22 protein-coding genes and 3 pseudogenes are annotated in these 23,755 nt (G+C 63.6%); 8 read left to right on the top strand and 17 right to left on the bottom strand.

Annotated elements, in window-relative coordinates:
- Positions 1-12 precede the first annotated feature (12 nt).
- On the top strand, positions 13-777 hold the full coding sequence (locus ACHMW6_RS28155; RefSeq protein WP_395401891.1) for a class I SAM-dependent methyltransferase: 765 nt from the start codon (positions 13-15) through the stop codon (positions 775-777).
- On the opposite strand, the gene lgt is transcribed toward ACHMW6_RS28155, so the two are convergent.
- Complete coding sequence (gene lgt, locus ACHMW6_RS28150; RefSeq protein ID WP_395401889.1) at positions 719-1,540, bottom strand: prolipoprotein diacylglyceryl transferase; 822 nt, start codon at positions 1,538-1,540, stop codon at positions 719-721. The genes ACHMW6_RS28155 and lgt overlap by 59 nt on opposite strands.
- Positions 1,541-2,443 carry a LysR family transcriptional regulator gene (locus ACHMW6_RS28145; protein ID WP_395401887.1) on the bottom strand — a complete coding sequence of 301 codons (903 nt, stop codon included), beginning with the start codon at positions 2,441-2,443 and terminating at the stop codon, positions 1,541-1,543.
- Positions 2,444-2,536: 93 nt separating this feature from the next.
- On the opposite strand from ACHMW6_RS28145, the gene ilvD reads away from it, so the two are divergent.
- The gene (ilvD, locus tag ACHMW6_RS28140) at positions 2,537-4,399 is read left to right on the top strand and encodes a dihydroxy-acid dehydratase (RefSeq protein ID WP_395401885.1); all 1,863 of its coding nucleotides are present in this window, start codon (positions 2,537-2,539) and stop codon (positions 4,397-4,399) included.
- 205 nt (positions 4,400-4,604) lie between these two features.
- Here ilvD and ACHMW6_RS28135 read toward each other — a convergent pair whose 3' ends face one another.
- Positions 4,605-4,835: a TIGR04438 family Trp-rich protein gene (locus ACHMW6_RS28135; RefSeq protein ID WP_395401883.1), complete on the bottom strand. Its 231-nt coding sequence runs from the start codon at positions 4,833-4,835 to the stop codon at positions 4,605-4,607.
- A gap of 158 nt (positions 4,836-4,993) precedes the next feature.
- Between ACHMW6_RS28135 and ACHMW6_RS28130 the strand changes: the two are divergent.
- Positions 4,994-5,306: pseudogene (locus ACHMW6_RS28130) on the top strand (c-type cytochrome).
- Between the two features lie 114 nt (positions 5,307-5,420).
- Here the strand turns inward: ACHMW6_RS28130 and ACHMW6_RS28125 are convergent.
- The 7 genes from ACHMW6_RS28125 to folD all read right to left on the bottom strand — a co-directional run bounded on the left by ACHMW6_RS28125 (position 5,421) and on the right by folD (position 12,313).
- Positions 5,421-6,548, bottom strand: a complete 1,128-nt coding sequence (locus tag ACHMW6_RS28125) for a branched-chain amino acid ABC transporter substrate-binding protein (RefSeq protein WP_395401881.1) — start codon at positions 6,546-6,548, stop codon at positions 5,421-5,423.
- Positions 6,548-7,693: a branched-chain amino acid ABC transporter substrate-binding protein gene (locus ACHMW6_RS28120; protein ID WP_395401879.1), complete on the bottom strand. Its 1,146-nt coding sequence runs from the start codon at positions 7,691-7,693 to the stop codon at positions 6,548-6,550. Before ACHMW6_RS28120 ends, ACHMW6_RS28125 begins: the two co-directional genes overlap by 1 nt.
- Before the next feature lie 82 nt (positions 7,694-7,775).
- Positions 7,776-8,315, bottom strand: coding sequence for a hypothetical protein (locus ACHMW6_RS28115; RefSeq protein WP_395401877.1), 540 nt, complete (start codon positions 8,313-8,315; stop codon positions 7,776-7,778).
- Positions 8,312-8,737 (bottom strand): DNA polymerase III subunit chi, encoded by a 426-nt coding sequence (locus tag ACHMW6_RS28110; RefSeq protein ID WP_395401875.1) that lies wholly within the window; start codon positions 8,735-8,737, stop codon positions 8,312-8,314. The genes ACHMW6_RS28115 and ACHMW6_RS28110 overlap by 4 nt, the downstream gene beginning before the upstream one ends.
- Position 8,738: 1 nt before the next feature.
- Positions 8,739-9,368: a DUF4124 domain-containing protein gene (locus ACHMW6_RS28105; protein ID WP_395401873.1), complete on the bottom strand. Its 630-nt coding sequence runs from the start codon at positions 9,366-9,368 to the stop codon at positions 8,739-8,741.
- Entirely contained in the window at positions 9,365-11,449 is a 2,085-nt protein-coding gene (locus ACHMW6_RS28100; protein ID WP_395401871.1) for a M3 family metallopeptidase, read from the bottom strand. The genes ACHMW6_RS28105 and ACHMW6_RS28100 overlap by 4 nt, the downstream gene beginning before the upstream one ends.
- A gap of 18 nt (positions 11,450-11,467) precedes the next feature.
- Entirely contained in the window at positions 11,468-12,313 is an 846-nt protein-coding gene (gene folD, locus ACHMW6_RS28095) for a bifunctional methylenetetrahydrofolate dehydrogenase/methenyltetrahydrofolate cyclohydrolase FolD (RefSeq protein WP_395401869.1), read from the bottom strand.
- 135 nt (positions 12,314-12,448) lie between these two features.
- Between folD and ACHMW6_RS28090 the strand changes: the two genes are divergently transcribed.
- The 3 genes from ACHMW6_RS28090 to ACHMW6_RS28080 are packed head-to-tail and all read left to right on the top strand — an operon-like array spanning position 12,449 to position 13,939.
- Complete coding sequence (locus ACHMW6_RS28090; protein ID WP_395401867.1) at positions 12,449-12,922, top strand: hypothetical protein; 474 nt, start codon at positions 12,449-12,451, stop codon at positions 12,920-12,922.
- Positions 12,879-13,322, top strand: coding sequence for a hypothetical protein (locus ACHMW6_RS28085; RefSeq protein WP_395401865.1), 444 nt, complete (start codon positions 12,879-12,881; stop codon positions 13,320-13,322). Before ACHMW6_RS28090 ends, ACHMW6_RS28085 begins: the two co-directional genes overlap by 44 nt.
- On the top strand, positions 13,274-13,939 hold the full coding sequence (locus ACHMW6_RS28080; RefSeq protein ID WP_395401863.1) for a hypothetical protein: 666 nt from the start codon (positions 13,274-13,276) through the stop codon (positions 13,937-13,939). Before ACHMW6_RS28085 ends, ACHMW6_RS28080 begins: the two co-directional genes overlap by 49 nt.
- A gap of 260 nt (positions 13,940-14,199) precedes the next feature.
- Here ACHMW6_RS28080 and ACHMW6_RS28075 read toward each other — a convergent pair whose 3' ends face one another.
- Entirely contained in the window at positions 14,200-14,505 is a 306-nt protein-coding gene (locus ACHMW6_RS28075; protein ID WP_395401861.1) for a putative quinol monooxygenase, read from the bottom strand.
- A 97-nt stretch (positions 14,506-14,602) separates the two neighbouring features.
- Between ACHMW6_RS28075 and ACHMW6_RS28070 the strand changes: the two are divergent.
- Together ACHMW6_RS28070 and ACHMW6_RS28065 are read left to right on the top strand one after the other, a co-directional pair.
- Positions 14,603-15,561 (top strand): annotated as a pseudogene (locus tag ACHMW6_RS28070) (GlxA family transcriptional regulator).
- Between the two features lie 138 nt (positions 15,562-15,699).
- Positions 15,700-16,299 (top strand): LysE family translocator, encoded by a 600-nt coding sequence (locus ACHMW6_RS28065; protein WP_395401859.1) that lies wholly within the window; start codon positions 15,700-15,702, stop codon positions 16,297-16,299.
- A gap of 188 nt (positions 16,300-16,487) precedes the next feature.
- Here ACHMW6_RS28065 and ACHMW6_RS28060 read toward each other — a convergent pair.
- The 6 genes and pseudogenes from ACHMW6_RS28060 to ACHMW6_RS28035 all read right to left on the bottom strand — a co-directional run bounded on the left by ACHMW6_RS28060 (position 16,488) and on the right by ACHMW6_RS28035 (position 23,702).
- A pseudogene (locus ACHMW6_RS28060) lies at positions 16,488-18,414 on the bottom strand (phosphatase PAP2 family protein).
- A 93-nt stretch (positions 18,415-18,507) separates the two neighbouring features.
- Positions 18,508-19,458 (bottom strand): LysR substrate-binding domain-containing protein, encoded by a 951-nt coding sequence (locus tag ACHMW6_RS28055; protein WP_395401857.1) that lies wholly within the window; start codon positions 19,456-19,458, stop codon positions 18,508-18,510.
- A gap of 20 nt (positions 19,459-19,478) precedes the next feature.
- Positions 19,479-20,246 carry an SDR family oxidoreductase gene (locus tag ACHMW6_RS28050; protein WP_395401855.1) on the bottom strand — a complete coding sequence of 256 codons (768 nt, stop codon included), beginning with the start codon at positions 20,244-20,246 and terminating at the stop codon, positions 19,479-19,481.
- 3 nt (positions 20,247-20,249) lie between these two features.
- Positions 20,250-21,236: an L-arabinose ABC transporter permease AraH gene (gene araH / locus ACHMW6_RS28045; protein ID WP_395401853.1), complete on the bottom strand. Its 987-nt coding sequence runs from the start codon at positions 21,234-21,236 to the stop codon at positions 20,250-20,252.
- Between the two features lie 20 nt (positions 21,237-21,256).
- Positions 21,257-22,756 carry an L-arabinose ABC transporter ATP-binding protein AraG gene (araG, locus tag ACHMW6_RS28040; protein ID WP_395401851.1) on the bottom strand — a complete coding sequence of 500 codons (1,500 nt, stop codon included), beginning with the start codon at positions 22,754-22,756 and terminating at the stop codon, positions 21,257-21,259.
- A 13-nt stretch (positions 22,757-22,769) separates the two neighbouring features.
- Positions 22,770-23,702: an arabinose ABC transporter substrate-binding protein gene (locus tag ACHMW6_RS28035; RefSeq protein WP_395408731.1), complete on the bottom strand. Its 933-nt coding sequence runs from the start codon at positions 23,700-23,702 to the stop codon at positions 22,770-22,772.
- Positions 23,703-23,755 lie beyond the last annotated feature (53 nt).

The raw sequence follows: 23,755 nt of genomic DNA, 5'->3' as shown, positions 1-23,755 counted from the left end.
GGGACCGAAATCATGAGCACTGCAGAACTCTTTACCAAGCAATCGGACGCATACCGCGCCAGCCGCCCCGGCTACGACCCGCAGCTGTTTGCCAGACTGGCCGAGCTGGCGCCGAGCCGCGCCTTGGCGTGGGACGTTGGTTGCGGCTCCGGCCAGGCCACGATCGACCTGGCGAGCCACTTCGACAGAGTGGTGGGCACGGACATCAGCCAGCCGCAGCTCGACCGCGCGCCGATCACCGACAACATCAGCTACCGCTGCGAGCCCTCACACCAGAGCAGCCTGGAAGCGAACAGCGTTGACCTCACCCTGGTCGCCCAGGCCCTGCACTGGTTCGACATCGACGGCTTTTACAAAGAAGTGCGCCGCGTCAGCAAGCCAGGCGGGTTGCTGGCCGTGATCTCCTACAACCTGCTGGAAGCCACGCCGGACGTCGATATCCTGATCCACCGCCTCTATAACGAAGTGCTGAACGGCTACTGGGCGCCCGAGCGGGCGCACGTGGAGAACGGCTACCGCACGATTCCCTTCCCGTTCCAGCGCATCGAAATGCCGTCCGCCATGCTGACCGCGCGGTGGGACCTGAGGCGCTTCCTGAACTACCTGGAAAGCTGGTCCGCCGTGGCGACCTACAAAGAAAAAAACGGCGCCGATCCACTGGCGCCGTTCCGTGATGAATTCGCGCGCTGCTGGGGCGACCCGCAGCACCGCATGACGATCAACTGGCCGCTTTCGGTGCGAGTTGGTGTGGTTGACGGTAAGCCCACACCAGCATAGCGATGGCGGCCAGGATCATCGGCAGGGACAGCATCTGGCCCGAGGTGACCGGCAGGCCGGCCACGCTGATTTCCCAGTCCGGCGTGCGGAAGTATTCGGTCACGAAACGCGCGCAGCCATACAGCAGCGTGTACATGGCGCCGACCGCCAGGCGGGGGCGCGCCTTGCGCGCATACGGCCACAGGATGCAGAACACCAGGATGCCGTCCACCAGCATCTGGTAGATAGGCGACGGGTGGCGCAGGCCTTCGACGCCCGGCCACACCATCGCCCATGGCAGATCCGGATTGGACACCACGCGCCCCGGCAGTTCGGCGTTAATGAAATTGCCCAGGCGTCCGCAGGCATAGCCCAGCGGGACCAGCGGCGCAATGAAGTCATACACGTCCAGCAGATTGCGTTTCGCCTTGCGCGACCACAGGGCCATGGCGATCAGCACGCCGAGGAAGCCACCGTGATAGGACATGCCGCCATGCCAGACCATGAAGATTTCCAGCGGGTTGGCGGCAAAATAGGCGGGACGATAGAACAGCACTTCGCCCAGGCGTCCCCCGATGATCACGCCCAGCATGCCGTAGAAGAGCATATCGTCCAGGTCCTGGTTTTTCCAGCCCTGCGCCGCGATATGCGGCTGCTTGATGCGCAGGCGGCCGAGCGCGATGAACAGGGCGAAGGCCAGCACATACATCAGGCCATACCAGTGAACCGCTACCGGGCCAATATGAAAGGCGACCGGATCGGGCATCGGGTGAACAAGCGGCATTCAGACTCTCTTTCTCATCAAATCGAGGAAGCCCCGCAGAACCGGCGAGGCATTGTCGCGCCGCCAGGCCAGTCCTGTTTCGACGGTCGGCGAGTTATGCGCGAGCGGCCGGTATTCTACTCCCGGACGCCTAAGATTCGACACGGATTGTGGCACAAGTGCGATGCCCATGCCAGCAGAGACCAGGCTTACGATTGTCTGCATTTGTATCGCTTCCTGGCCGATGACCGGCGTGATGCCCGCGCTGCGGAAAACGGCCAGGATGGAGTCATATAAGGAAGGGGAAATGGCGCGCGGGAAGATGATCAGCGGCAGGTTGGGCAGCTCGCGCAGGGTGGCCATGTGCACGCCCTTCAGCTCCGGCAGTCCGGCGGGGGAGGCGAGAATCAACGGTTCGCTCAGCACGGCCATGTAATCCAGCTCTTGCTTCGCCTTGTCCGGCATGGGCGGGATCAGCAGGCCGGCATCGACGCGACCCTGCAGCAAGTCTTCCAGCTGCACATCGGACGTGGCTTCCTTCAGCGTGATCTGCACATGGGGAAAGGCGGCGCGGTAGGCGCGCAGGGAGGGCGGCAGCACGCTGTAGTCGGCCGAGGACACGAAAGCCAGCGAGAGATGGCCCACCGCGCCAGTTGCCGCCTTCTGCACCAGTTCCGGCAGCTGCTGCGCCTGGACCAGCAGGCGGCGCGCTTCCGGCAGCAGGGCTTCGCCGGCCGGCGTCAGGGCCACGCCGCGGCGGTTACGGTCGAACAGGGCCGCGCCCAGCATGTCCTCCATGGCGAGAATGGTCTGGGACAGGGGCGGTTGCGTCATGTGCAGGCGGCGCGCGGCCCGTCCAAAATGTAATTCCTCGGCAACAGTTACGAAATAGCGTAGCTGGCGCAGCTCGACATTGGTTCCCATGATATGTTTTTCGACTCACTGATACGTGAATCATATATTTGACAACCTGACTTGGGCAAGGCAATCTGAAAGGATCTATCTGAGGAGAACCCCATGCCCCAATACCGCTCAAGAACGACTACCCAAGGCCGCAATATGGCAGGCGCGCGCGCTTTGTGGCGCGCGACTGGCATGAAGGATGGTGACTTCGAAAAACCGATCATTGCTGTCGTCAATTCGTTTACCCAGTTTGTGCCGGGCCACGTGCACCTGAAGGACCTGGGCCAGCTGGTGGCGCGCGAGATCGAAGCGTCCGGCGGCGTCGCCAAGGAATTCAATACGATCGCCGTCGACGACGGCATCGCCATGGGGCACGGCGGCATGCTGTACTCCCTGCCATCGCGCGACCTGATCGCCGATTCGGTGGAATACATGGTCAACGCGCATTGCGCGGACGCCATGGTCTGCATCTCGAACTGCGACAAGATTACCCCGGGCATGCTGATGGCCGCCATGCGCCTGAATATCCCGGCGGTGTTCGTGTCCGGCGGCCCGATGGAAGCGGGCAAGGTGATCAAGGCCGTCAACGGCGGCGAGAAGATCATCAAGCTGGACCTGATCGACGCCATGATCAAGGCGGGCGATTCCTCGGTGTCCGACGCCGATGTGGCGGAGACGGAACGTTCGGCCTGTCCGACCTGCGGTTCCTGCTCCGGCATGTTTACCGCGAACTCGATGAACTGCCTGACCGAGGCGCTGGGCCTGTCCTTGCCGGGCAACGGCACCATCGTGGCGACCCACAGCGACCGCAAGGAACTGTTCCTGCGCGCCGGCCGCCTGATCGTGGACCTGGCCAAGCGCCACTACGAGCAGGACGACTACTCGGTGCTGCCGCGTTCCATCGCCACCAAGGAAGCGTTCGAGAACGCGATGGCGCTGGACGTGTCCATGGGCGGTTCCACCAATACCGTGCTGCACCTGCTGGCGGCCGCGCATGAGGCGCAAGTCCACTTCACCATGGCCGATATCGACCGCATCTCGCGCAAAGTGCCTTGCCTGTGCAAGGTCGCGCCGATGACGGACAAATTCCATATCGAAGACGTGCACCGCGCCGGCGGCATTATCTCCATCCTGGGCGAACTGGCCCGCGCCGGGCTGCTGGATGTCACGCAGCACACGGTCCACAGCAAGAACATCGGCGAAGCGATCGAGAAATACGATATCAAGCGCAGCGACGACCAGGCCGTGCACCAGCTGTTCCGCGCGGCGCCGGGCGGCGTGCCGACCCAGGTGGCGTTCTCGCAATCGGAGCGCTATGCCTCGTCCGACACCGATCGTGCTACCGGCTGTATCCGCGACCTGGAGCACGCTTACTCGAAGGACGGCGGCCTGGCGGTGTTGTACGGCAATATCGCCGAGAAGGGCTGCATCGTGAAGACGGCGGGTGTGGACGAGTCCATTCTCAAGTTCAGCGGCAAGGCGCGCGTGTTCGAGAGCCAGGATGAAGCAGTGGAAAACATCCTGGGCGACAAGGTGCACGCGGGCGATGTCGTGATCATTCGCTATGAAGGTCCGAAGGGCGGCCCGGGCATGCAGGAAATGCTGTACCCGACTTCCTACATCAAGTCGAAGGGCCTCGGCAAAGCCTGTGCGCTGTTCACGGACGGCCGCTTCTCGGGCGGTTCCTCCGGCCTGGTGATCGGCCACGCATCGCCGGAAGCGGCGGAAGGCGGCGCGATCGGCCTGGTGCAGGAAGGCGACATGATCGACATCGATATCCCGGCCCGCACCATCAACCTGCGCGTGACGTCCGAAGAGCTGGCGCATCGCCGTGCGCAGATGGAAGAGCGTGGTTCGGACGCATGGAAGCCAGTGAACCGCCAGCGCGTCGTTTCGCAAGCCCTGCAAGCCTACGCCGCGCTGACCACCTCCGCCGACCGCGGCGCCGTCCGCGACCTCACCCAGCTCCACCGCTAACCCCCTGGGGTCAGATCCGACATTCGGACACGAGCTCATCACTTGCAAGGCCGCAGAGGGAGGCGGTCTTGCAAGCGCAGTTGTTGAGCTCGCGCGTCTTTAGCAGGATCTGCCAAAAGTGACGTAGATTGCGTGTTCACTCACCGCCAGGCGAGGGACGGCCGAGTTCGTGTCCGAATGTCGGATCTGACCCCAAGGTTTGGGGTTATTTCTTTTTCTTATCGCCGAAGCTTTGCTTGACGCGCTCTTTGCGGCGTTGGGCGTCGACGTCGTGGGCCTTGCGCTTGTCGAGGCCGAGCATGGGTTCGATGAATTCGAACCACAGGAAGGCGACGCCCATCAGGCCAACAATCCACCACCAGGACAGGTCGGCGAATTTCCATACTTCGAAGTAACGCAGCAAACATAGTGCTACGATAATAATGATGATTGGCAATTGAATTCTCCTGGTCTGCTATCATCTTACAAAAGATTTGACTTGACGTGGGGCAATATTCGCAAGCTGGTCAACCCCAGTGGCGGCGACCGCGTTGATCTGGCACAAACCTGCATCTTACCTTTTAGAATTTCGCAGGATTTATTTTGGAGAAAATGATGAAACGTTCCCTGATGGTTGGTATGTTGCTCGCTTCCGCCTTCGCCTCGCAAGCTGCACTGGCTAATCCGGACCTGGCCAAGGCCAAGAACTGCATGGCTTGCCACGCTGTTGCCAACAAGCTGGTTGGCCCTGCGTTCAAGGATGTCGCTGCGAAATACGCCGGCCAGAAAGACGCTGAGGACAAGCTGGTTCAGAAGGTGATCAAGGGCGGTTCCGGTTCCCTGGGGCGCCATTCCGATGCCTGCCAATCCGCAGGTGAACGAGACTGAAGCTCGCACGCTGGTGAAATGGGTGCTGGCGCAGAAGTAATCGAAGCGCCATTAACGAAAAAAGCCGGGTCAGCCCGGCTTTTTTAAACCCACGGCATAAAACTGGTGTCTGCCACATCGTGGCAGACACCTGGGTTACGCCGTGGGTTCTTATTTATTTCACGACTTCGAGGCGGGATTTCTTGCCGTTCTTGTAGGTGAACAAGGTCAGCGCGCCATCCTTGATGTCGCCGTACTGGTCGAAGGCGATCAGGCCGCTGTTGCCGGCGTATTTGACCTTGAACAGGAAGGGCAGGTACTTGGCCGGATCGGCGGACTTGGCATCGGCCATGGCCGTGGCCATCGCCATCACCGCATCGTAGCCGTACGGCGCGTAAATCTGCACATCCTTGCCGAAACGCTTCTTGTAGCGCTCGCCGAATTCGACGATTTTCTTTTCCTGCTCCGGCGTGACGCCGCCGGCCTCGGCGCAGGTGACGATATCGTCCGCATTGCCGGCCAGCTTGGGCATGGCTTCCGTGCAGATGCCGTCGCCGCCCATGAATTTGGCCTTGATGCCGAGCGCCTTCATCTGGCGCAGTAGCGGGCCGCCGACGGAGTCCATGCCGCCGAAGAACACTAGGTCCGGATTCTTGGCGCGGATGCTGGTCAGAATGGCATTGAAGTCGGTGGCCTTGTCGTTGGTGAACTCCTTGGCCACGATCGAAACGCCGGCCGTCTTGCGTGCCGACTTCATAAACTCATCCGCCACACCCTGGCCGTAAGCCGTGCGGTCGTCGATCACCGCGATCTTTTTCGCGCCCAGTTTGCCCACCGCGTACTGGCCAAGCGAGGAGCCGAGCTTGTTGTCGTTCGCCACCACGCGGAAGGTGGTGTTGAATTTCTGGTGGGTATAGACGGGGCTGGTGGCCGAGGCCGAGATCTGCGGAATGCCGGCGTCGTAGTAAATCTTGGACGCTGGGATCGAGGTACCGGAAGTCTGATGGCCGATCACGCCGTTGACCTTGCTGTCCACCAGCTTCTGCGCAGCGGCGGTTGCCTGCTTGGGCTCGCCGGCATCGTCTTCGGACAGCAGCACGAACTTGACCGGTTTGCCATTGATCTTGAAGCCTTTGGCATTCAGGTCGTCGACCGCCATGCGGGCGCCGTTGCCGGTGTCCGTGCCCAGGTGGGCGGACTGGCCGGACAGCGGCCCGACATAGCCGATCTTTACGGTTTCCTGCGCATAAGCGCCGCCCGCCAGGGCCAGCGCCGCGCCTGCGGCGATGAGTTTTCTATGCATTACTTCACAACTTCCATTTGGGTTTTCTTGCCGGCCTTGTAGGTGTACAGGGTCAGCGCGCCATCCTTGATGTCGCCGAACTGGTCGAAGGCGATCGGGCCGGTTACGCCCTGATGCTTGATCTTGGCCAGATAGGGCAGGTATTTGGCCGGCTCGGAGGAATTGGCTTCCTGCATCGCCTGCACCATGGTCATGATGGCGTCGTAGACATACGGCGCGTACAGCTGCACTTCCTGGCCGAATTGCTTCTTGTAGCGGGCACGGAATTCGTCGATGTTCTTGGACATTTCCGCTGGCACGCCGCCCGCTTCCGCGCAGGTGACTACGCCGTCGGCCGCAGCGCCGGCGGACAGGCGGTACAGCGCGTCGGTACAGACGCCGTCGCCGCCCATGTATTTGGCGTTGATGCCCAGCGCCTTCATCTGGCGCAGCAGCGGACCGCCCACCGAATCCATGCCGCCGAAGAAGACCAGATCCGGATTCTTGGACTTGATATTGGTCAGGATGGCGTTGAAATCGGTGGCGTTCGCATTGGTGAATTCCTTGCCGACGATTTGCACGCCCGGCATGGCTTTCTTGGCGCCTTTGACGAACTCTTCAGCAACGCCCTGTCCATAAGCGGTGCGGTCGTCGATCACGGCGATTTTCTTGGCGCCCAGTTTTTGCACGGCGTAGGCGCCCAAGGTGCCGCCCAGCTTGTTGTCATTCGCGACCACGCGGAAGGTTGTGTTGAATTTCTGCTTGGTGTAGACGGGGGAGGTGGCTGCCGGGGAAATCTGCGGGATGCCTGCGTCGTAGTAGATCTTGGAGGCGGGGATGGTGGTGCCGGAATTCAGGTGGCCGATCACGCCCTGCACTTTGGCGTCCACCAGCTTTTGCGCGGCATTGGTGCCCTGCTTGGGGTCGCCAGCATCGTCTTCATACTGGATGACGAATTTGACCGGTTTGCCGCCGATCTTGATATTCTTGGCGGTCAGGTCTTCCACGGCCATCTTGGCGCCGTTTTCCATGTCCTTGCCGAGGTGGGCATTCTGGCCGGATACCGGGGCCACGTGGCCGATCTTAATGATTTCCTGGGCATAGGCGCCACCGGTGGCGAAGGCCATGGCGATGGCAACTGGAAGCAACTTGCTGGTCAACTGCATAGGTATTCTCCAAGAAAAATTGCAGACAGCACAAGGTACAACAAAATGAATAATTGGCAAAGCGGGAATTTCCGCTTTGTATTTAACGTTTGTCGTTGGGCTGTGGTGCACTTGCCTGGAGGTGGGCGATTTCCTGTTGCACGGCGCGGGTGACGATCTTGTTCAGCGTGTCGTGCAGGCCAACGCGGATTTCTTCGGTCAGCCGGCGCAGGGCGTGGTTCAGGACTTCTTCCATGCTGTCGTTGATGCGCTGCTCGAGCACGAAGTCGACGCGTGCGGTGAGTTGCTGCAGGACGCTGTGGCTGACCTGGCGTTCGAGGCGCTCCCAGTCGAGCGGTTCGACGGTCGCGGGCGCGGGCGGTTCAGCCTCCGGTTCGGCCGGCAAGGGAGGACGCGCGGCATCCAGCTCGGAGGTGTCGGCGGGCGCGAACGGGTCGGCTGGGGCGGCGGCGGACGCGGACGCAGTTGCATCGGCGGCGTCGGCAGCGCGGTAAGGCCACGCGGCGGACCGGTTAGGCGTGACCAGGGGCGCGCCAGTTGATGCGTGCGCGGTGGGCGCCAGCGCGGGTTCGTCCTGGAAGACTTCGGTGAGGACCGGGATGCTGGCGTCGAACTTGCTCATGGCTTGCCTATGGTGAGGTGGGACGGCTGGAATTCCTGGCGCTTGTAGGCGACGAAGCGCTGGCGGCCAGCCGCGGCATCGGCTTCGTCGGTGGAGATCACTTCGATCAGGCGCGGGAAATTCTCGAACTGGGCCGGCGCGCGGCGCGCGAGGTTCACGAGCAGATCGGCCTGGGGCAGTTCCACATCATCGCTGTCGGCAAGCACGATGGCCGAATCGGGAGCCTTGGGATCGTTGACGTGGGCGTGCGGCAGGAAGTCCACATCGGAAAAGGTCCACAGCGCCTGATCGAGCGCGGCCAGTTGCTCGGCGTCTTCGGTCATCACGACGATGCGGTTGCGGGCGGTGTAGGCTTTGCGCAGGAGGCGGCAGGCATAGGCGATCTTGTCCGCCACATTGCTGTGGAAATCGATTTGCGTCATCTTAAAACTGGAAATTCGGCGGGGCGTTTTCTGGTTGGCGTGCGCGGCGCGCGGCTTCTTCGGCGGTGCGGGCGCGGGCCGCGTCCAGTTCTGCTGCGCGCGCAGCCTGTTCCGGCGAAGGCTGCTTCGGCGGCGCGGCGGCCACCGGCGGCGGATTCTGGTAGCCCGGCGGCAGGGCGTTGATGGTGGGGTAGCCGGCGCCGGTCAGCAGCTCATCCCAGGTCTGGGACTCGAAGCCGATCTGCTTCGTGCGGCCTACCTGCAGCAGGGGCAACTGGCCGTCGCTGCCGGCCGCCTTCAGGGCGGCATGGTCGTCAGCGGTGGCGATGGTGCGCTCGCGGAAGGGAATGCCGCGCGTGGTGAGCAGGGCGCGGCCCTGCTCGCAGCCGGGGCAGTTGGCCGCCGTGTACAGCACCACGGGACGGGCGCGCGCAACGTCCGCCAGCTCGGGCGGCAGCTCGCCGGCGCCGCCGGCGCTGAAGTTTTTCACCTCGGCCTTCCTGGCGGACGCGGGCGGCGGCGTGTCCGTGTAATGGGTCACGCCTTTGGCGTCCTTCCACTTGTACATCTGCGCCTGCGCCACGCCGGCGGCGCACAGCAGCAGGAACAGGGCGGCGCGGCGCATGGTCATGCCGCCATGCCGCTGTGGCGCAGCAGGGCGTCGATGGTGGGCTCGCGGCCGCGGAAGGCCGTGAACGATTCCAGCGCCGGGCGCGAACCGCCAACGGCCAGGATCTCTTGCTGGAAGCGCTTGCCCGTTTCGGTGGACATCTTGCCGCCATCCAGCGCCGCCGCTTCTTCGAACGCGGCATACGCGTCGGCGGACAGCACTTCGGCCCACTTGTAGCTGTAATAGCCGGCCGCATAGCCGCCGGCGAAAATATGGCCGAAGGAATTCTGGAAGCGGTTGAACGACGGCGGAATGATGACCGAGAACTTGCGGCGCACTTCGTCGATCACATCCTGCACTGACTTGCCGCTCTCCGGCTTGTAGTCGTAGTGCAGGTGCATGTCCAGCAGCGAGAATTCCACCTGGCGCAGCGTCTGCAGGCCGGACTGGAAGTTTTTCGCGGCCAGCATCTTGTCGTACAGCGCGCGCGGCAGCGGCTCGCCGGTGTGGACGTGCTCCGTCATGTGGCTCAGCACATCCCACTCCCAGCAGAAGTTTTCCATGAACTGCGACGGTAGTTCCACCGCATCCCACTCCACGCCGGAAATGCCGGACACCGCCAGCTCTTCCACCTGCGTCAGCATGTGGTGCAGGCCGTGGCCGAATTCGTGGAACAGGGTGATCACTTCATCGTGCGTGAACAGCGATGGCTGCAGCTTGCCGTCGATGACGGCGGGCTCGGTGAAGTTGCAGGTCAGGTAGGCGACCGGCGTTTGCAGCTGGCCTTCCTTCATGCGTCGGCCGCGCGCATCGTCCATCCAGGCGCCGCCGGACTTGCCGGCGCGGGCGTAGAGGTCCAGGTAGAACTGGCCAATCAGCTTGCCATCGCGCTCGATGCGGTAGAAGCGCACATCCTTGTGCCATGCCGGCGCTTCGTCCGGCACGATGGACACATTGAACAGATTCTGCACCAGCTTGAACAGGCCGTCGATCACCTTATTCTCGGGGAAGTACTGCTTCACTTCCTGGGCCGAGAAGGCATAGCGGTGCTGCTGCAGTTTCTCGGAAGTGTAGGGCAGGTCCCAGGCCTGCAGGTCCTTGATGCCCAGTTCCTGCGACGAGAACTGCTGCAGCTCGGCCAGGTCCTTTTCCGCGAAGGGACGGGCACGTTTTGCCAGGTCTTCGAGGAAGCCGATCACCTGCTCGGGGCTCTGCGCCATCTTCGGCACCAGCGACACTTCGGCGAAGTTCTTGTAACCCAGCAGCTGGGCCTCTTCTTCGCGCAGCTTCAGCAGGGTGACGATGTTGGCGGAGTTGTCCCACTTTTCGCGCTCGCTGAACATCTCGCCCAGTTCGGAAGCCTTGCTGGCGTTGGCGCGATACACCTTCTCGCGCAGCGCGCGGCTGTCGGCGAATTGCAAGATCGGGTAGTAGGACGGGAAGTGCAGCGAGAACATGAAGCCCTGCTTGCCTTCCTTCTCGGCCAGCGCTTTCGCGGCGGCCTTCACGTCTTCCGGCAGGCCGGCCAGTTCGGCTTCGTCTTCAATCAGCATCTTCCAGTCATTGGTCGCATCCAGCACGTTCTCGCTGAAGCGGGTGGACGTGGCGGCATGCTGTTCCTGGATGTCGGCGAAGCGTTCCTTCTTGTCCGCCGGGAGCTCGGCGCCGCCCATGCGGAAGTCGCGGATCGCATTGTCCACGATGCGCTTGCGCGCGGGAGACAAGGTGGCGAATTCGGGGCTGGCGCGCAGGGCCTTGTATTTCGCGAACAGGTTTTCGTTCTGGGCCAGGGCGGTCCAGAATTCGGTCACTTTCGGCAGGTTCTCGTTGTAGGTGGCGCGCAGTTCGGGCGTGTCCACTACGTTGTTGAGGTGACTGACAATGCCCCAGGCACGGCCCAGCAGCTCGGTGGCATTCTCCAGCGGGGTCACGAAGTTATCCCAGCTCACCGTGTCGCTTGGCTGCTCCAGCGTGGCCACGGCCTCGCGGTTCTTTGCCAGCAGGTGCTCGACGGCGGGGGTAACGTGTTCCGGCTTGATCGCGTCGAAACGCGGCAGGCCGGAGAAGTCCAGCAGCGGGTTGTCCAGCGTATTGTCAGTCATGTGTACTCCTAAGGCTCGTTAAACGCGCTCGGCCGACTCAATGGTGTTCATCAGCAGCATGGTGATCGTCATCGGTCCCACGCCGCCCGGTACGGGGGTGATATGGGACGCCACTTCCTTGATGCCATTGAAGTCCACGTCGCCGCACAGCTTGCCGTTGTCGTCGCGGTTCATGCCCACGTCGATCACCATGGCGCCAGGCTTCACCATATCAGCAGTCAGGGTATTGCGGCGGCCGACTGCAGCCACGACCACGTCCGCCTGGCGGGTGTGGTAGCCCAGGTCCGGTGTTGCGCTATGGCAGATGGTGACGGTGGCATTGGCTTGCAAGAGCAGCAGGCCCATAGGCTTGCCCACGGTGTTGGAGCGGCCGATTACCACGGCGTGCTTGCCGCGCAGGTCGATGCCGGTCGATTCGATCAGCTTCATGCAGCCATACGGCGTGCAGGGGCGGAAACCTTCCAGGCCGGTCATCAGCTCGCCCGCGCTCAGCACGGAATAGCCGTCCACGTCCTTCGAGGTGGAAATGGCTTCGATCACCTTGTGCGGGTTGATGTGCTTCGGCAGCGGCATCTGCACCAGGATGCCGTGGATGGTCGGGTCTTCGTTGAGCGCCGCAATGCGCTCCAGCAGTGCCTGTTCGGTCAGGTCGGCATCATATTTCTCGAGCAGGGAATGGATGCCCACGTCGCCGCAGGCTTTCACCTTGTTGCGCACGTAAACGTGGCTGGCCGGGTCTTCGCCGACCAGGATCACGGCCAGGCCGGGCTGCTTGCCCTGGGCGGTGAGGGCGGCGGCGCGGGTAGCGATTTCGGCGCGCAGTTTTTGGGAGAGGGCGATTCCGTCGATCAGTTGTGCAGACATGATTTTCGTGGGTGGGATGTAAAACCGCCATTATAAAGCCGTCGCCCTCCCGGCGCGCCTGCGCTAAGATGGTGCACGGACTTTAGCAACTTTTGGTTGCTCTTTTGGCATCGGACCTCAATGCTGCGATCTTTGATGCTTTTGCTTGCGCTGCTGGCATCCAGCCCGGTCTTCGCGCTGGACGTGGTGATTTTCGACCGTCCAACGGCGCCAAGCGACCATCGACTGGACTTTGCCACTGCAGTGCTGCGTGCTGCCATGGAGCGCACGACGCCTGAATTCGGCCCTTATCGAATTGACTTTGCGGTGGCTCCCATGGCGCGGCAGCGCATGTTCCAGGCATTGAAGGACGGTGAGCTGATAAACGTGGCGACCTCCCTGGCGAACGCTCAATGGGCGCGTGAGCTGTTGCCCGTGCCGGTGCCGGTGGACCTGGGGCTGCAATCCTGGCGCGTGGCGCTGATCGATGCGTCCACGCAGCCCCTCATGAACAGCCTGGCCGGGCCGGCGCAGCTGAAGCAGTTGCGGGCCGGCGTAGGGGGAAACGTGGGTCACCCAGCGCGTGATGCGCGAGAATGGCTTCCGTATCGTTTCCGGCGGCAGCTATAGCGGCTTGTTCGATATGCTGATGGCCGGCCGCTTCGACTTTTTCCCGCGCGGCGTCAATGAAATCTTCGGGGAGCTGGACGCGCACCGCAGCCAGTTCCCGACCATGGCAGCGGAAGAACGCTTCCTGTTGCATGAACGCGTTCCAACGATGTTTTATGTCTCGCCCCAGGCGCCGCGATTGCAGCGCCGCCTTGCCGCGGGCATGGAAGCGCTGCTGAAGGATGGCGCGCTGGAGGCGATGGTGCTGAAACACTACCGGCGCGACTTGCAGCGCGCGCGCCTGTGCGAGCGGCTGCAGATCGAGTTGACCAACAGCGAGCTCGATCCGGCGCTGGTCGCGCGCAAGGAGATATGGTTCGATCCCCTGGACAGGCGGCATGGCCTTTGCCCGTCTCGCTAAGCGCCTTGGCGCAGCGCTGCTGCTGGCCGTCCTGGCCGCTCCGTCGTGGGCGCTGGACGTGGCGGTGTTCGACCGTCCCGTTTTCTCCCAACGACTTCCGGCGCGTATATGCCCAGGCCCTGCTGCGCGAGATCCTGAGACGCACCGAGCCCGAATTCGGGCCGTGGAAACTGGAGCTGGCGCCGGTCCATATGGAGCGCAAGCGCCTGTTCGCGGCGCTGAAAGAAGGCCGGCTGGTGAACGTGACGGCCTATCCCGTCAATGCCGAATGGGCGAATAAGTTGAAGTTCGTGCCGGTGCCGATTGACATGGGTGTGCAGTCCTGGCGCGTGGCGTTGATCGACAAGCGCCGCCAGGCGAAATTCCGCTCACTCGATGCGGCGCGCCTGAAGCAGCTGCGGGCAGGCGCGGGATCGGCCTGGGTCACCGTGCATTCGCTGCAGGCGAATGGTTTCAGCGTGGTCACCGGCGGCAATTACGAAGGCCTGTTCGATATGCTGATGGCGGAGCGTTTCGACTACTTCCCGCGCGGCGTGAACGAGATTTTCCGCGAGCTGGAAACGCACCGGCGCGATTATCCCAGCCTGGCGCTGGAAGAGAACTTCCCTGCTGCATGACCAGATTCCGTCCATGTTTTTCGTCTCGCCGGAGGCCACGCGCCTGTACGCACGCATTGCTGCCGGGATGGAGTCGATGGTGAAGGATGGCTCGCTTGAGCGCTTCGTGCTGCGCTACCACAGCGCGGACCTGAAGCGCGCAGCCCTGTGCGGGACGCAGGCGGATCGAGCTGCCCAACAGGGAGCTCGATCCGGCGCTGTTCGCGCGCCGCGAGCTGTGGCTGGATCCTTTCGATCCGCGCCACGGCTTTTGTCCCGCGTCAGGCCGCTGAGTTCTTCAGGCCCAGCACGTCGATGCGTTCGATGCTCGGCGGGCCGGTGAACAGTTCGGGCGCGCTGGCCATCAGGGCGGCGGCGATCTTGCCCGTCAGGTGGGCCTGGCGGCCTTCTTCCGTTTCGAATGCGTCGAACACGCCGAAAACGCGGTCGGACAGTTTCAATGCGAACCAGATTTTCGTTTGCGGCTCTTCCCTGGAGAGAGCGAGGCCCTGCTGCAGGAATTGCTCGACGGCGGCTTCCTTGCCCGGTTTGGCTTCGAAACGGGCGAAGAGTGCGTACTTGATCATGTTGGATCTCCTTGAGTGGTTGGTGTGAGGAGAACTTTACAGAGCGCTCTGCGGGTGCGACACTGGCGCAATTGACATCTTTGGTATCGATCTCGCCATGAATATCACTGTGCTGGCGCTGGAGGGCGTGTTCGACACAGGCCTGTCCACCGTGCTGGATGCATTTAGCACGGCCAACGAGCTTTCGGCGCTGCAGGGCTTGTCCACGCCACCGTTCAGCGTGACGCTGGCGGGCGTGCGGCCGGAGGTGCGCAGCGCGCAGGGCATGGGCGTTCCTGTGCGCCTCGCCGCCGTCGCGCGCGCTGCCGGACGTGGTGGTGATTCCGGCGCTGGGGCAGAAAATGCCCGATCCGCTGGCGGCCGCTCTGGGCCGCGACGATGTGGCCGAGGCGGTAGCGCTGCTGCGCAATTGGGCCGGGGAGGGCGTGCGCATTGCCGCCGCCTGTATCGGTACGTTCGTGCTGGCCGAAAACGGGGCTGCTGGATGGCCACGATGCGACCACGACCTGGTGGCTCACGCCCATGTTCCGCCAGCGCTACCCGGCGGTGCGTCTGGACGCGGGGCGCATGGTCGTCAGCTCGGGGGCAGTTCGTGACTGCCGGCGCGGCGCTCAGCCACCTCGATATGGCGCTGCTGCTGATCCGCCAGTCCAGTCCCGAACTGGCGGCGCTGGTGGCGAACTACCTGATCGTGGATACGCGGCCTTCGCAGTCTTCCTATGTGATCACCGATCATTTGACGCATGCGGACCCGCTGGTTTCGCGCTTCGACCGCTGGGCGCGCGATCATCTCGACCAAGGCTTCAGCCTCGATGCCGCTGCCGGTGCGCTGGCAACCAGTAAACGCACGCTGGCGAGGCGGATGCAGGATGTTCTCGGCAAGTCGCCGGTCGCTTATGTGCAGGATTTGCGCATTGAACGCGCGGTGCATTTGCTGAAGACGAGTGGGCAGAATCTGACCGCATCGCGGAACAGGTTGGCTATAGCGATGGGACCACCCTCCGCACACTCCTGCGGCGCAAACTTGGCAAGGGCCTGCGCGAGATCCGGGCCTGACCCGGCCGTGCGTGTGCCGCCGGGGGCGTGTACCGGTCCGGCGACCTGTACGGTTCCGGTGTGGAGAGAGGAAAGTGTGTAGGGACTGTGCTGGTATATCGCGTTAGAGTAATGATAATGTCCCCTGAGAGTCCCGCCATGTCCCCCGACCAACTGCTTGCCTTCTGCACCTTTGCCCTGATCGCTTCGATCACCCCAGGCCCGAACAATATGATGATCATGGCTTCCGGCCTGAATCACGGCTTCGTGCGCTCCCTGCCGCACCTGGCGGGCATCTGCCTGGGCTTTACCTTCATGGTGGCGGCCACCGGCGTGGGCATGCACGCGGTGTTCGACGCGGTGCCGCAGCTGCAGGTGATCCTGAAATACGTCGGCGCGGCGTGGATGGTGTGGCTGGCCTGGAAGCTGGCGAATGCCGCACCGATGGGCAAGGACGGCAAGAGCAGCACGAAGCCGATGAGCTTTGGCGCGGCGGCGGCCTTCCAGTGGGTGAACCCGAAAGCGTGGGTGATGGCGGTCGGCGCGGTCACGAGCTACCTGCCGCACGGCTTCGCGCTGAAGGACGTGCTGCTGCTGGCCGCGGTCTTCGGCCTTATCGGCGCGCCCTGCGTGGGCATCTGGGCCTCGTTCGGCGTCGGCATGCAGCGCGTGCTGCAGGAGCCGCGCGCCGTGCGCATCTTCAATTTCACGATGGCGGGCTTGCTGCTGGCATCCCTTTACCCCGTGTTGGCCGAATAAAAACCCGAGGCGTAACCCAAGTGTCTGACACGACGTGTCAGACACTAGTCTCTGCCGTGGGTTCGGCAAAAAAAAACCGGCCTGTTCGACCGGTTTAAAACGCACCACTTAAGTGAGATCATTGTGCCAACTGAGGTGATGCCAAACCAATCACTATTTCACGATCTGCTATTCCATTTCGGCATAGCTCAGTTGAGCTTGAGTTGCAGGCCCGTATCGCTGTAGTTTGGGGTGACCGTGTAGCCATCCACCGTGATGGTCGTGAACTTGCCTTTCAGCGAACCGGCGCTGAGCACCTGCAGCGTGTCGCCGCTGGCCGGCTTGTAGCCGCCCTGGAACTTGATGCGCAGCGTGCCGCCGGCAATGGTCACGGTGCCTTTGGCCGACAGGCGGCCTTGCTGGCCGCTGCCGATGTCCAGCTCCAGCGTGCCGCCACTGAGCTGGGTGTACTGGCCGTTCAGGACTAGTGCCGCCGGTGCGTTGGCGATCAGCGTGCCGCCGCTGTTATACACGTCGCCCGTGCCGAAAGCCGCAGTGCTGTCGCCTTCCAGCGCGCCGCCCTCCAGCTGCGTGCCGCCGCTCCAGCTGTTATTGCCGGCCAGGCGCAGGGCGCCCGGTACCTTGCTTTACCAGCTTGCCGCTGCCGCTGATGTCGTTGCGCCAGCGGTCGTTCGCGTTGAAGCCGCCCTTGCCGGCATCCATGACGATGGTCACATTGCCGGTGAAGGATGCATAGCCATCCGCCGCTGCAAACAGATTGAGTCGTCCCCAGCCCTCGGCATCGTCCATGACCGGATAGCCGGAAGGAACGGCGGTCGTTTTCAGCACCACGCGGCGCTGCGCCTCGCTCAGATAGGGCAGGCGCGTTTCGAGCAGCACTTCGGCGCCCTTTGGCACGGAGGCTGCGGTGGAGGTGGCCGCGACTGGCGCAAAGCCAAAGGTCAGGCGGCGCAGGTAGTTGGCCTTATTGGTGGCGTAATCGGCAAAGCGGTCATTGGCCGTGGTGCCCGATTGCGCGTAAGCCGCGAAGGTATCGGCGGTGGTGCCGGTCTGCGCCATCAGGGCCGTGTGGGCCTGGGCATAGGCAGCCGTTTTCTTGCCGGCGTTGGCGCTGTCCACCAGGTTGGCGGCGACGACCGCCTGGGCCAGGATGCGGCCGCTGATCACATCCAGCGGCGAGTGCATGCCGGCCCAGATGCGCGCCTCGCCCAGTTCGAGGCCGCGGGTCAGGATTTCCTGATAGCGCTCGGGCACGACATAGGCCATGGCCAGCGCATCGCGCACCGCTTCGGCCGAGTGGCCGCTGGTGAAGCCGCCGTCGGTGGAAGGCGTGCTGCTCTTGGCCGGCACCAGTGCCGGCAGCAGGGCTACGCTGCTGCTCCAGCGGTAAGGGCGCGCATATTTGTAGAAGCGCTTGGCCGGCTCGGTGGAGCCGTTATTGCCCATGGTGTTGATCAGGTCCACCACGCTGCCGAAACTGGCGTTAGCGCTGCCTGCGACACCGGTATTATTGCCGCCGTCGTTGTACAGCACCGTGGTGGCGTCCGCGGGAACGGACGTGATGGTAGTGGTTTGCTGCGCCGCTGCGCGCCAGGCTGCGGTCAGCGGCCCCATGCCGTCGGTGACGCTATAGCCTTTGCCACGGCGGTCATCCAGGTAGGCGGCAGTCGCCTGTTCGGCGGTGCGGCCGGTGGTGGCCTTCACCACGTAATCGATATTCGCCTGGTGCACGCCGGCGTTGACGACCGTGCCACCGGGGGTGCCGTCATTCGGCAGGCCGGTCCAGGTGGAAGCAACGACGGCCGGGAAGCCGTCCACGGCGGGCGCGGTCACGCCGGCATCGACGATTTCGGTCAGCGGTTTCCAGATCTGCAGGAAGCCGCCCAGCACGCGCACGCCGGCGTTGGTGGACAGCGTGGCATAGCGTGCGTCACCGCGCTGGTTGGTGGCGACGGTGTCCACGAAGGCTGTCACGGTTGGCACCGGCGCCGTTTCGGCTGCGCCCTGGTCGGCGGGTGCTGCGGGAATGGTGAAGTTTTCGTCGTTGCCGTTACCGCCGCAAGCGCTTAATGCGAGAGCGACGGCCAGGGTGGAAGCGCGAAGTACAAGATGCATGAAAGAGTCCGTACGGTTGATGGAAAAACCGATAAGGTAGCGCTCTCATGTGACTACATGATTAAACGAAAAGGCTTGCTCCTGAAGTTTTACTCAGGCGGCGTGCGGCACTTTCGCGGCAACTTCGCGCAGCGTGTCGAGCATCGCTTGCGCGCCCGGCGCCAGGCGGTGCTGGCGGCGCGTGATGATGCCGTAGACATCCATGCGCAGCCCGAGATCGAAAGGAAGCACGGCGAGTTCACCGAATTTGAGATAGGGCTCCACCACCTGCTGCGGCAAGGGCACGATCATGTCGCTGCGCGCCAGCAGGCTGGTAATCACAGGCAGCGAAGCCGTTTCCACCGTTTCCGCCGGCTGGTCCAGGCCTTTCGACAGGAACATGGATGTGAGGCGGTCGCGCAGGATGCTGCCGCTGGGCGGCATGATCCACGACGCGCGCGCAAGATCTTCCATCGACAGGTCGCTGCGCGATGCCAGCGGGTGGCCGCTGCGGGCGATCAGGTGGTGCGGTTCGTCGGTGAGCGGTTCGAAATTGAGCTCGCCGGCCGAATCGCTATCGAGCACGCGGCCGATCATCATATCGAGTTCGCCCGCGCGCAGGCGCTGCAGCAGGATCTTGCTGGTTTCGACAGTGATCGCCACATGCAGGCGCGCATGGCGCGACTTCAAGAGGGTGACGGCTTCCGGCAGCAGGCTGGTGGAAGGCGCCATCACGGCGCCGATCGACACGCGGCCGGAAAGGCCGGCCAGCAGCTCCATGACTTCCTGATGGGCCGCATCCATTTCGGCCAGTGCGGCGCCGGCGCGGCGTATCATTACTTCGCCGTACCAGGTCGGCACGATGCCCCGCGCGCGGCGTTCGAACAGCTGCACGCCCAGCGCGTATTCCAGTTCGGAGAGCAGCTTGGAAGCGGCGGGCTGCGTGAGATTGGCCGCTTCCGCCGCGTGCAGGATGGACCCATGCCGTCCCAGTTCAACCAGCAAGACCATATGGCGGGTCTTTAAGTGCGTGCGCACGAATCGGTCGGAATTGGCAAGCGTCATGGGCGTCTCTATTGTTCTCGTCAGTCGTGATAGATCTGCGAGCGGCCTCCGTCGATCAGGATGTCAGTGGCGTTGATGAAGCGCGCTTCGTCGCTCGCAAGGAAAAGCGCAGTATACGCGACTTCCTCAGGCTCACCGATTCTCTTGCACGGCAGGATCTCCGTCTGGCGCGCACGGTCTTCGTCGCTCATGCCGGCCAGCCAGGCCGCCACCCGCTCGGACATGATCAGCCCCGGCGAAATGGAGTTGACGCGGATGCCACGCGCTGCATATTCGATGCCCAGCGACTTCGTCATGCCGATCAGCGCGTGCTTGGCAACCGGGTAGGGGAAGCAGCCCTTGATGATCTTGTGGCCGTGCACCGAGGCGATGTTGACGATATTGCCGCTGCCCTGGGTCAGCATGCCGGGCAGCACGGCGCGCATGGCGTTCCACGACCCTTCCAGGTCGATGGACATGCAGCGGCGCCACTGCTCCGGCGTCATCTGCAGCGGGTCGCTGAATACATCAACGCCCGCATTGTTGACCAGTACGTCCACCCGGCCGAAGCGGGCGACGGCGCGGTCGGCCAGCGCCTGCATCGATGCCGGATCGGCCACGTCGCCCTGGATGAAGTGGGCATTCTCCTCGCCCAGTTCCGCCATGATGGCCTCGGAAGCTGCATCCGCCGCATGGCTGTTGACGACCACGCGCGCGCCTTCCTTGAGGAAGAGGCGGGCAATGGCTGCGCCGATGCCCTGGGTGGAACCTGTGATGATGGCTACTTTGCCGGAAAGACGTCCGCTCATTTTTTAGTGTCGCGCACCGCGCGTTTTCAGTTGGTCAAACAGTACTGCCGCCAGCAGGATCAGGCCGCGCACCAGGTATTGATAGAACGCGTCCACATTCATCAGGTTCATCACGTTTTCCACGGTGCCCATGATCAGCACGCCCACCAGCACGCCGAAGATGCGCGCCTTGCCGCCCATGAGGGACACGCCGCCCAGCACGCAGGCCGAGATCACGTCCAGCTCGAAGCCCTGGGCCGCATTCGGCTGGCCCGAAGTGATGCGCGACGCCAGGATCAGGCCGGCGGCCGCGGTGACGACGCCCTGGATCAGGAAGATCCACACGCGCAGGCGCTCCACGTTCACGCCGGCCAGGCGGGCAGCTTCGGGATTGCCGCCGATGGCCAGCGTGTTGCGGCCGAAGATGGTGTGGTTCAGCAGCACGCCGAACAGCACGAAGCATAGCGCGGTGACCAGCACCGGCAGCGGCAGGCCGAACCAGCGGGTGTCGCCGAAGCTGATGAAGCTTTCGCTGGCGATGCCGACGGCCTGGCCCTGCGAGGCGATGAAGGCCAGGCCGCGCACCATCAGCATGGTGGCGAGGGTGGCGATCAGCGCGTTGACGCGCAGGTAGGCGATCAGCACGCCGTTGAAGGCGCCGATCACGGCGCCGGCCAGCAGGCCGCCGCCGATGGCCAGCAGCACGCTGCCCGTCGCTTCCAGGATCATGGCGCCCAGCACGCCGGCAAAGGCAATGGTGGAGCCGACGGACAGGTCGAAGTCGCGCGAGGCCAGGCACATCATCATGGTGCAGGCCACCATGCCGATCTGCGCCACCGACAGCATCAGGCCGACGATATTCGCGGCGGAGAAGAAGTTTTCGACCGTGAAGGTCAGGATGACGAACAGCACGGCATAGGCGATCGGCATGCTGTAGTCATTGAGCCACTTGCGGCGCTGGCTGCGGGCCGCGGCCTCGGTGGCGGTTTGGCTTGGTGCGAGGGACATCATGTACAACTCCTGAGAAAGGTTTAGGCCATGTCCGGCAGGGCCAGGCGCAGCACGGCGGTTTCGGTGGCCTGGGCGCGCGGCAGTTCGCCGCTGATCTGGCCATCGCGCATGACGATCACGCGGTCGGCGACGCCCAGCACTTCGGGCAGGTCGCTGGAAATCACGATCACACAGCAGCCCCGTTCCGCCACTTCATAGATGATGCGGTAGATCTCGTTCTTGGCGCCCACATCGATGCCGCGCGTGGGTTCGTCCAGGATCAGCACCTTCAGAGTGGGCTCGGCCAGCCAGCGCGCGAGAATCACCTTCTGCTGGTTGCCGCCGCTGAGCAGGCGGATTTCCTGGTCGCGGTGCGGCGTCTTGATGCGCAGCTTCCTGATGAAGTCATCGGCCAGTTGCGCCTCCTGGCCGTGGCGCAGGAAGATGCCGCCGCGCAGGCCGTGGCGGCGGCAGCTGATGTTGATGTTCTCCGCCACCGAGGCTTCGGCCAGGATGCCCTGTTCCTTGCGGTCTTCCGGACATAGCACGATGCCGGCGGCGATCGCGTCCGAAGGATGCTTGCCGCGCAGCGGCTGCCCATCCAGTTCGATCGATGCGCCATGCTGGCGCTGGTCGGCGCCGTACAAAAGTCGCATCAGTTCCGTCCGGCCCGCGCCGACCAGGCCGAAGAAGCCGAGGATTTCGCCGCGGCCGACCGAAAAGTCGTGGTGGCCGGGCAGGCTGGGTCCACCGAGGCCGCTCACCTTCAGGCGTGGCGCGCCGGTTTCGCGCGGACGGTAGTCGTAAATGTCCTTCAGCTCGCGGCCGACCATATTGGCGATCAGCGTTTCGCGCGGCACGTCCGCCATGACGGGATGGGTGACGATCTTGCGGCCATCGCGGAAGATGGTGCAGGCGTCGCACAGCTCATACAGTTCTTCCAGGCGGTGTGAAATGTAGATGATGGTGCGGCCCGCGGCGCGCAGTTCCTTGATCAGGCGGAACAGCACTTCGCTTTCGCGCGCCGAGAGGGAGCTGGTGGGCTCGTCGAAAGCGATCACCTGGGCATCCTGCAGCAGGGCCTTGCAGATCTCGACCATCTGGCGCTGGGCGATCGACAGGTCCGCCACGCGGGCAGCCGGATCGAGGTCCACGCCCATGGCAGTCAGGCGCTCGCGCACATGGCGCTGCGCTTCCTTGCGGTCCAGCAGGCCGAAGCGGCGCGGCATGCGGCCCAGCAGCACGTTCTCGGTGACCGTCAGCTCCGGAACATAATGCAGTTCCTGGTGGATGATGGCCACGCCGGCCTTGATCGTGTCGCCGGCGGAGTGGAAGTGGCGTTCCTCGCCATCGATCAGCAGACGGCCGCCGTCAGGCTTGTACTGGCCGCCGAGGATTTTCAGCAGGGTGGACTTGCCGGCGCCGTTCTCGCCCAGCAGGCCGTGCACCGCGCCTGCGTGGGCTTCGAAGCTCACGCCATCCAGCGCTTTCACGCCGGGGAAGTGCTTCGACACCTGGTCGAATTGCAATGAGACGGGCATGTCGCGCTCCGTGTTACAGGCCGAATTCGGTGCGCACCTGCTGCTGGTTGGTGCGCGTCATCAGGATGCCGGTGGTCAGGGTCTGCATTGGCGGCTGCTTGTTGGCGACAATCCAGTCATACATATTCAGCGCGGTTTCATAGCCGTGGCGCTTCGGGCTGATCAGCACGGAGCCGAAGAAGCCCGTCTGGCCCGGCTTGGCGAATTCGTTCAGTGCCGACTTGCTGCCGCCGATACCGACAGCGACCATGCTGTCGGCCTTCAGGCCGCGGCCTTCGCCTGCGCGCACGGCGCCCAGTGCAGCCTCGTCGTTCAGGCCGAAGGCGACCCAGTGCTTGAATTTCGCGTTCTTGGTCAGCGCCACGTTGGCGGCGTTGTAGGCGTTTTCGGTGTCGGTCTTGGCTTGCGGGGCATCGACCACATTGGCGGCAGGCAGGCCGGCGGCCTTCAGCGCGTCGGCGGCGCCCATGGTGCGGGCTTTCGCGGTCGGCAGCTGGTCGTAGGCAATGCGCAGGGCCCCCACTTCTTCCATCTTCCAGCCGCGCTTCCTTATTTCTTCTGCCAGCGCCTTGCCGACCTGCTGGCCGATGTCGTAGCCGGAAATGCCCATGTGCGGAATGGTCGGAATCGGCTTGCCGGCGCCGTCCACCAGCTGGTCGTCGACGGACATGATCTTCAGGTTATTGCGCTTGGCGGCGCGCGAGATCGCGGTGCCCAGCTTCACATCGGGCGCGCAGATCACGAAGCCCTGCGCCTTTTGCGCGGCCAGGTTGTCGATCGCCGCCAGCGTCTTCTCGCCGTTCGGCACGCCGATCTTCACCAGGGTGAAGCCCTTTTCCCTGGCCGCCTGTTCGGCGTAGCGCCATTCGTCCTGGAACCAGGGTTCCTCGGCCTGCTTGACGAGGAAGCCGATCTTCACGGGTTCGGCGGCGTGGGCCATGCCCATGCCCACTCCCAGCGTGCAGGCGATGGCTGCTGCTGCCAGCAGGCGGCGGCGTG

This window comes from Pseudoduganella sp. UC29_106, assembly GCF_044055365.1.
In the GTDB taxonomy this organism is placed as follows: domain Bacteria; phylum Pseudomonadota; class Gammaproteobacteria; order Burkholderiales; family Burkholderiaceae_D; genus Rugamonas.
The sequence above is the reverse complement of the archived record's forward strand: the minus strand, read 5'-3'. Positions and strand labels throughout refer to the sequence as shown.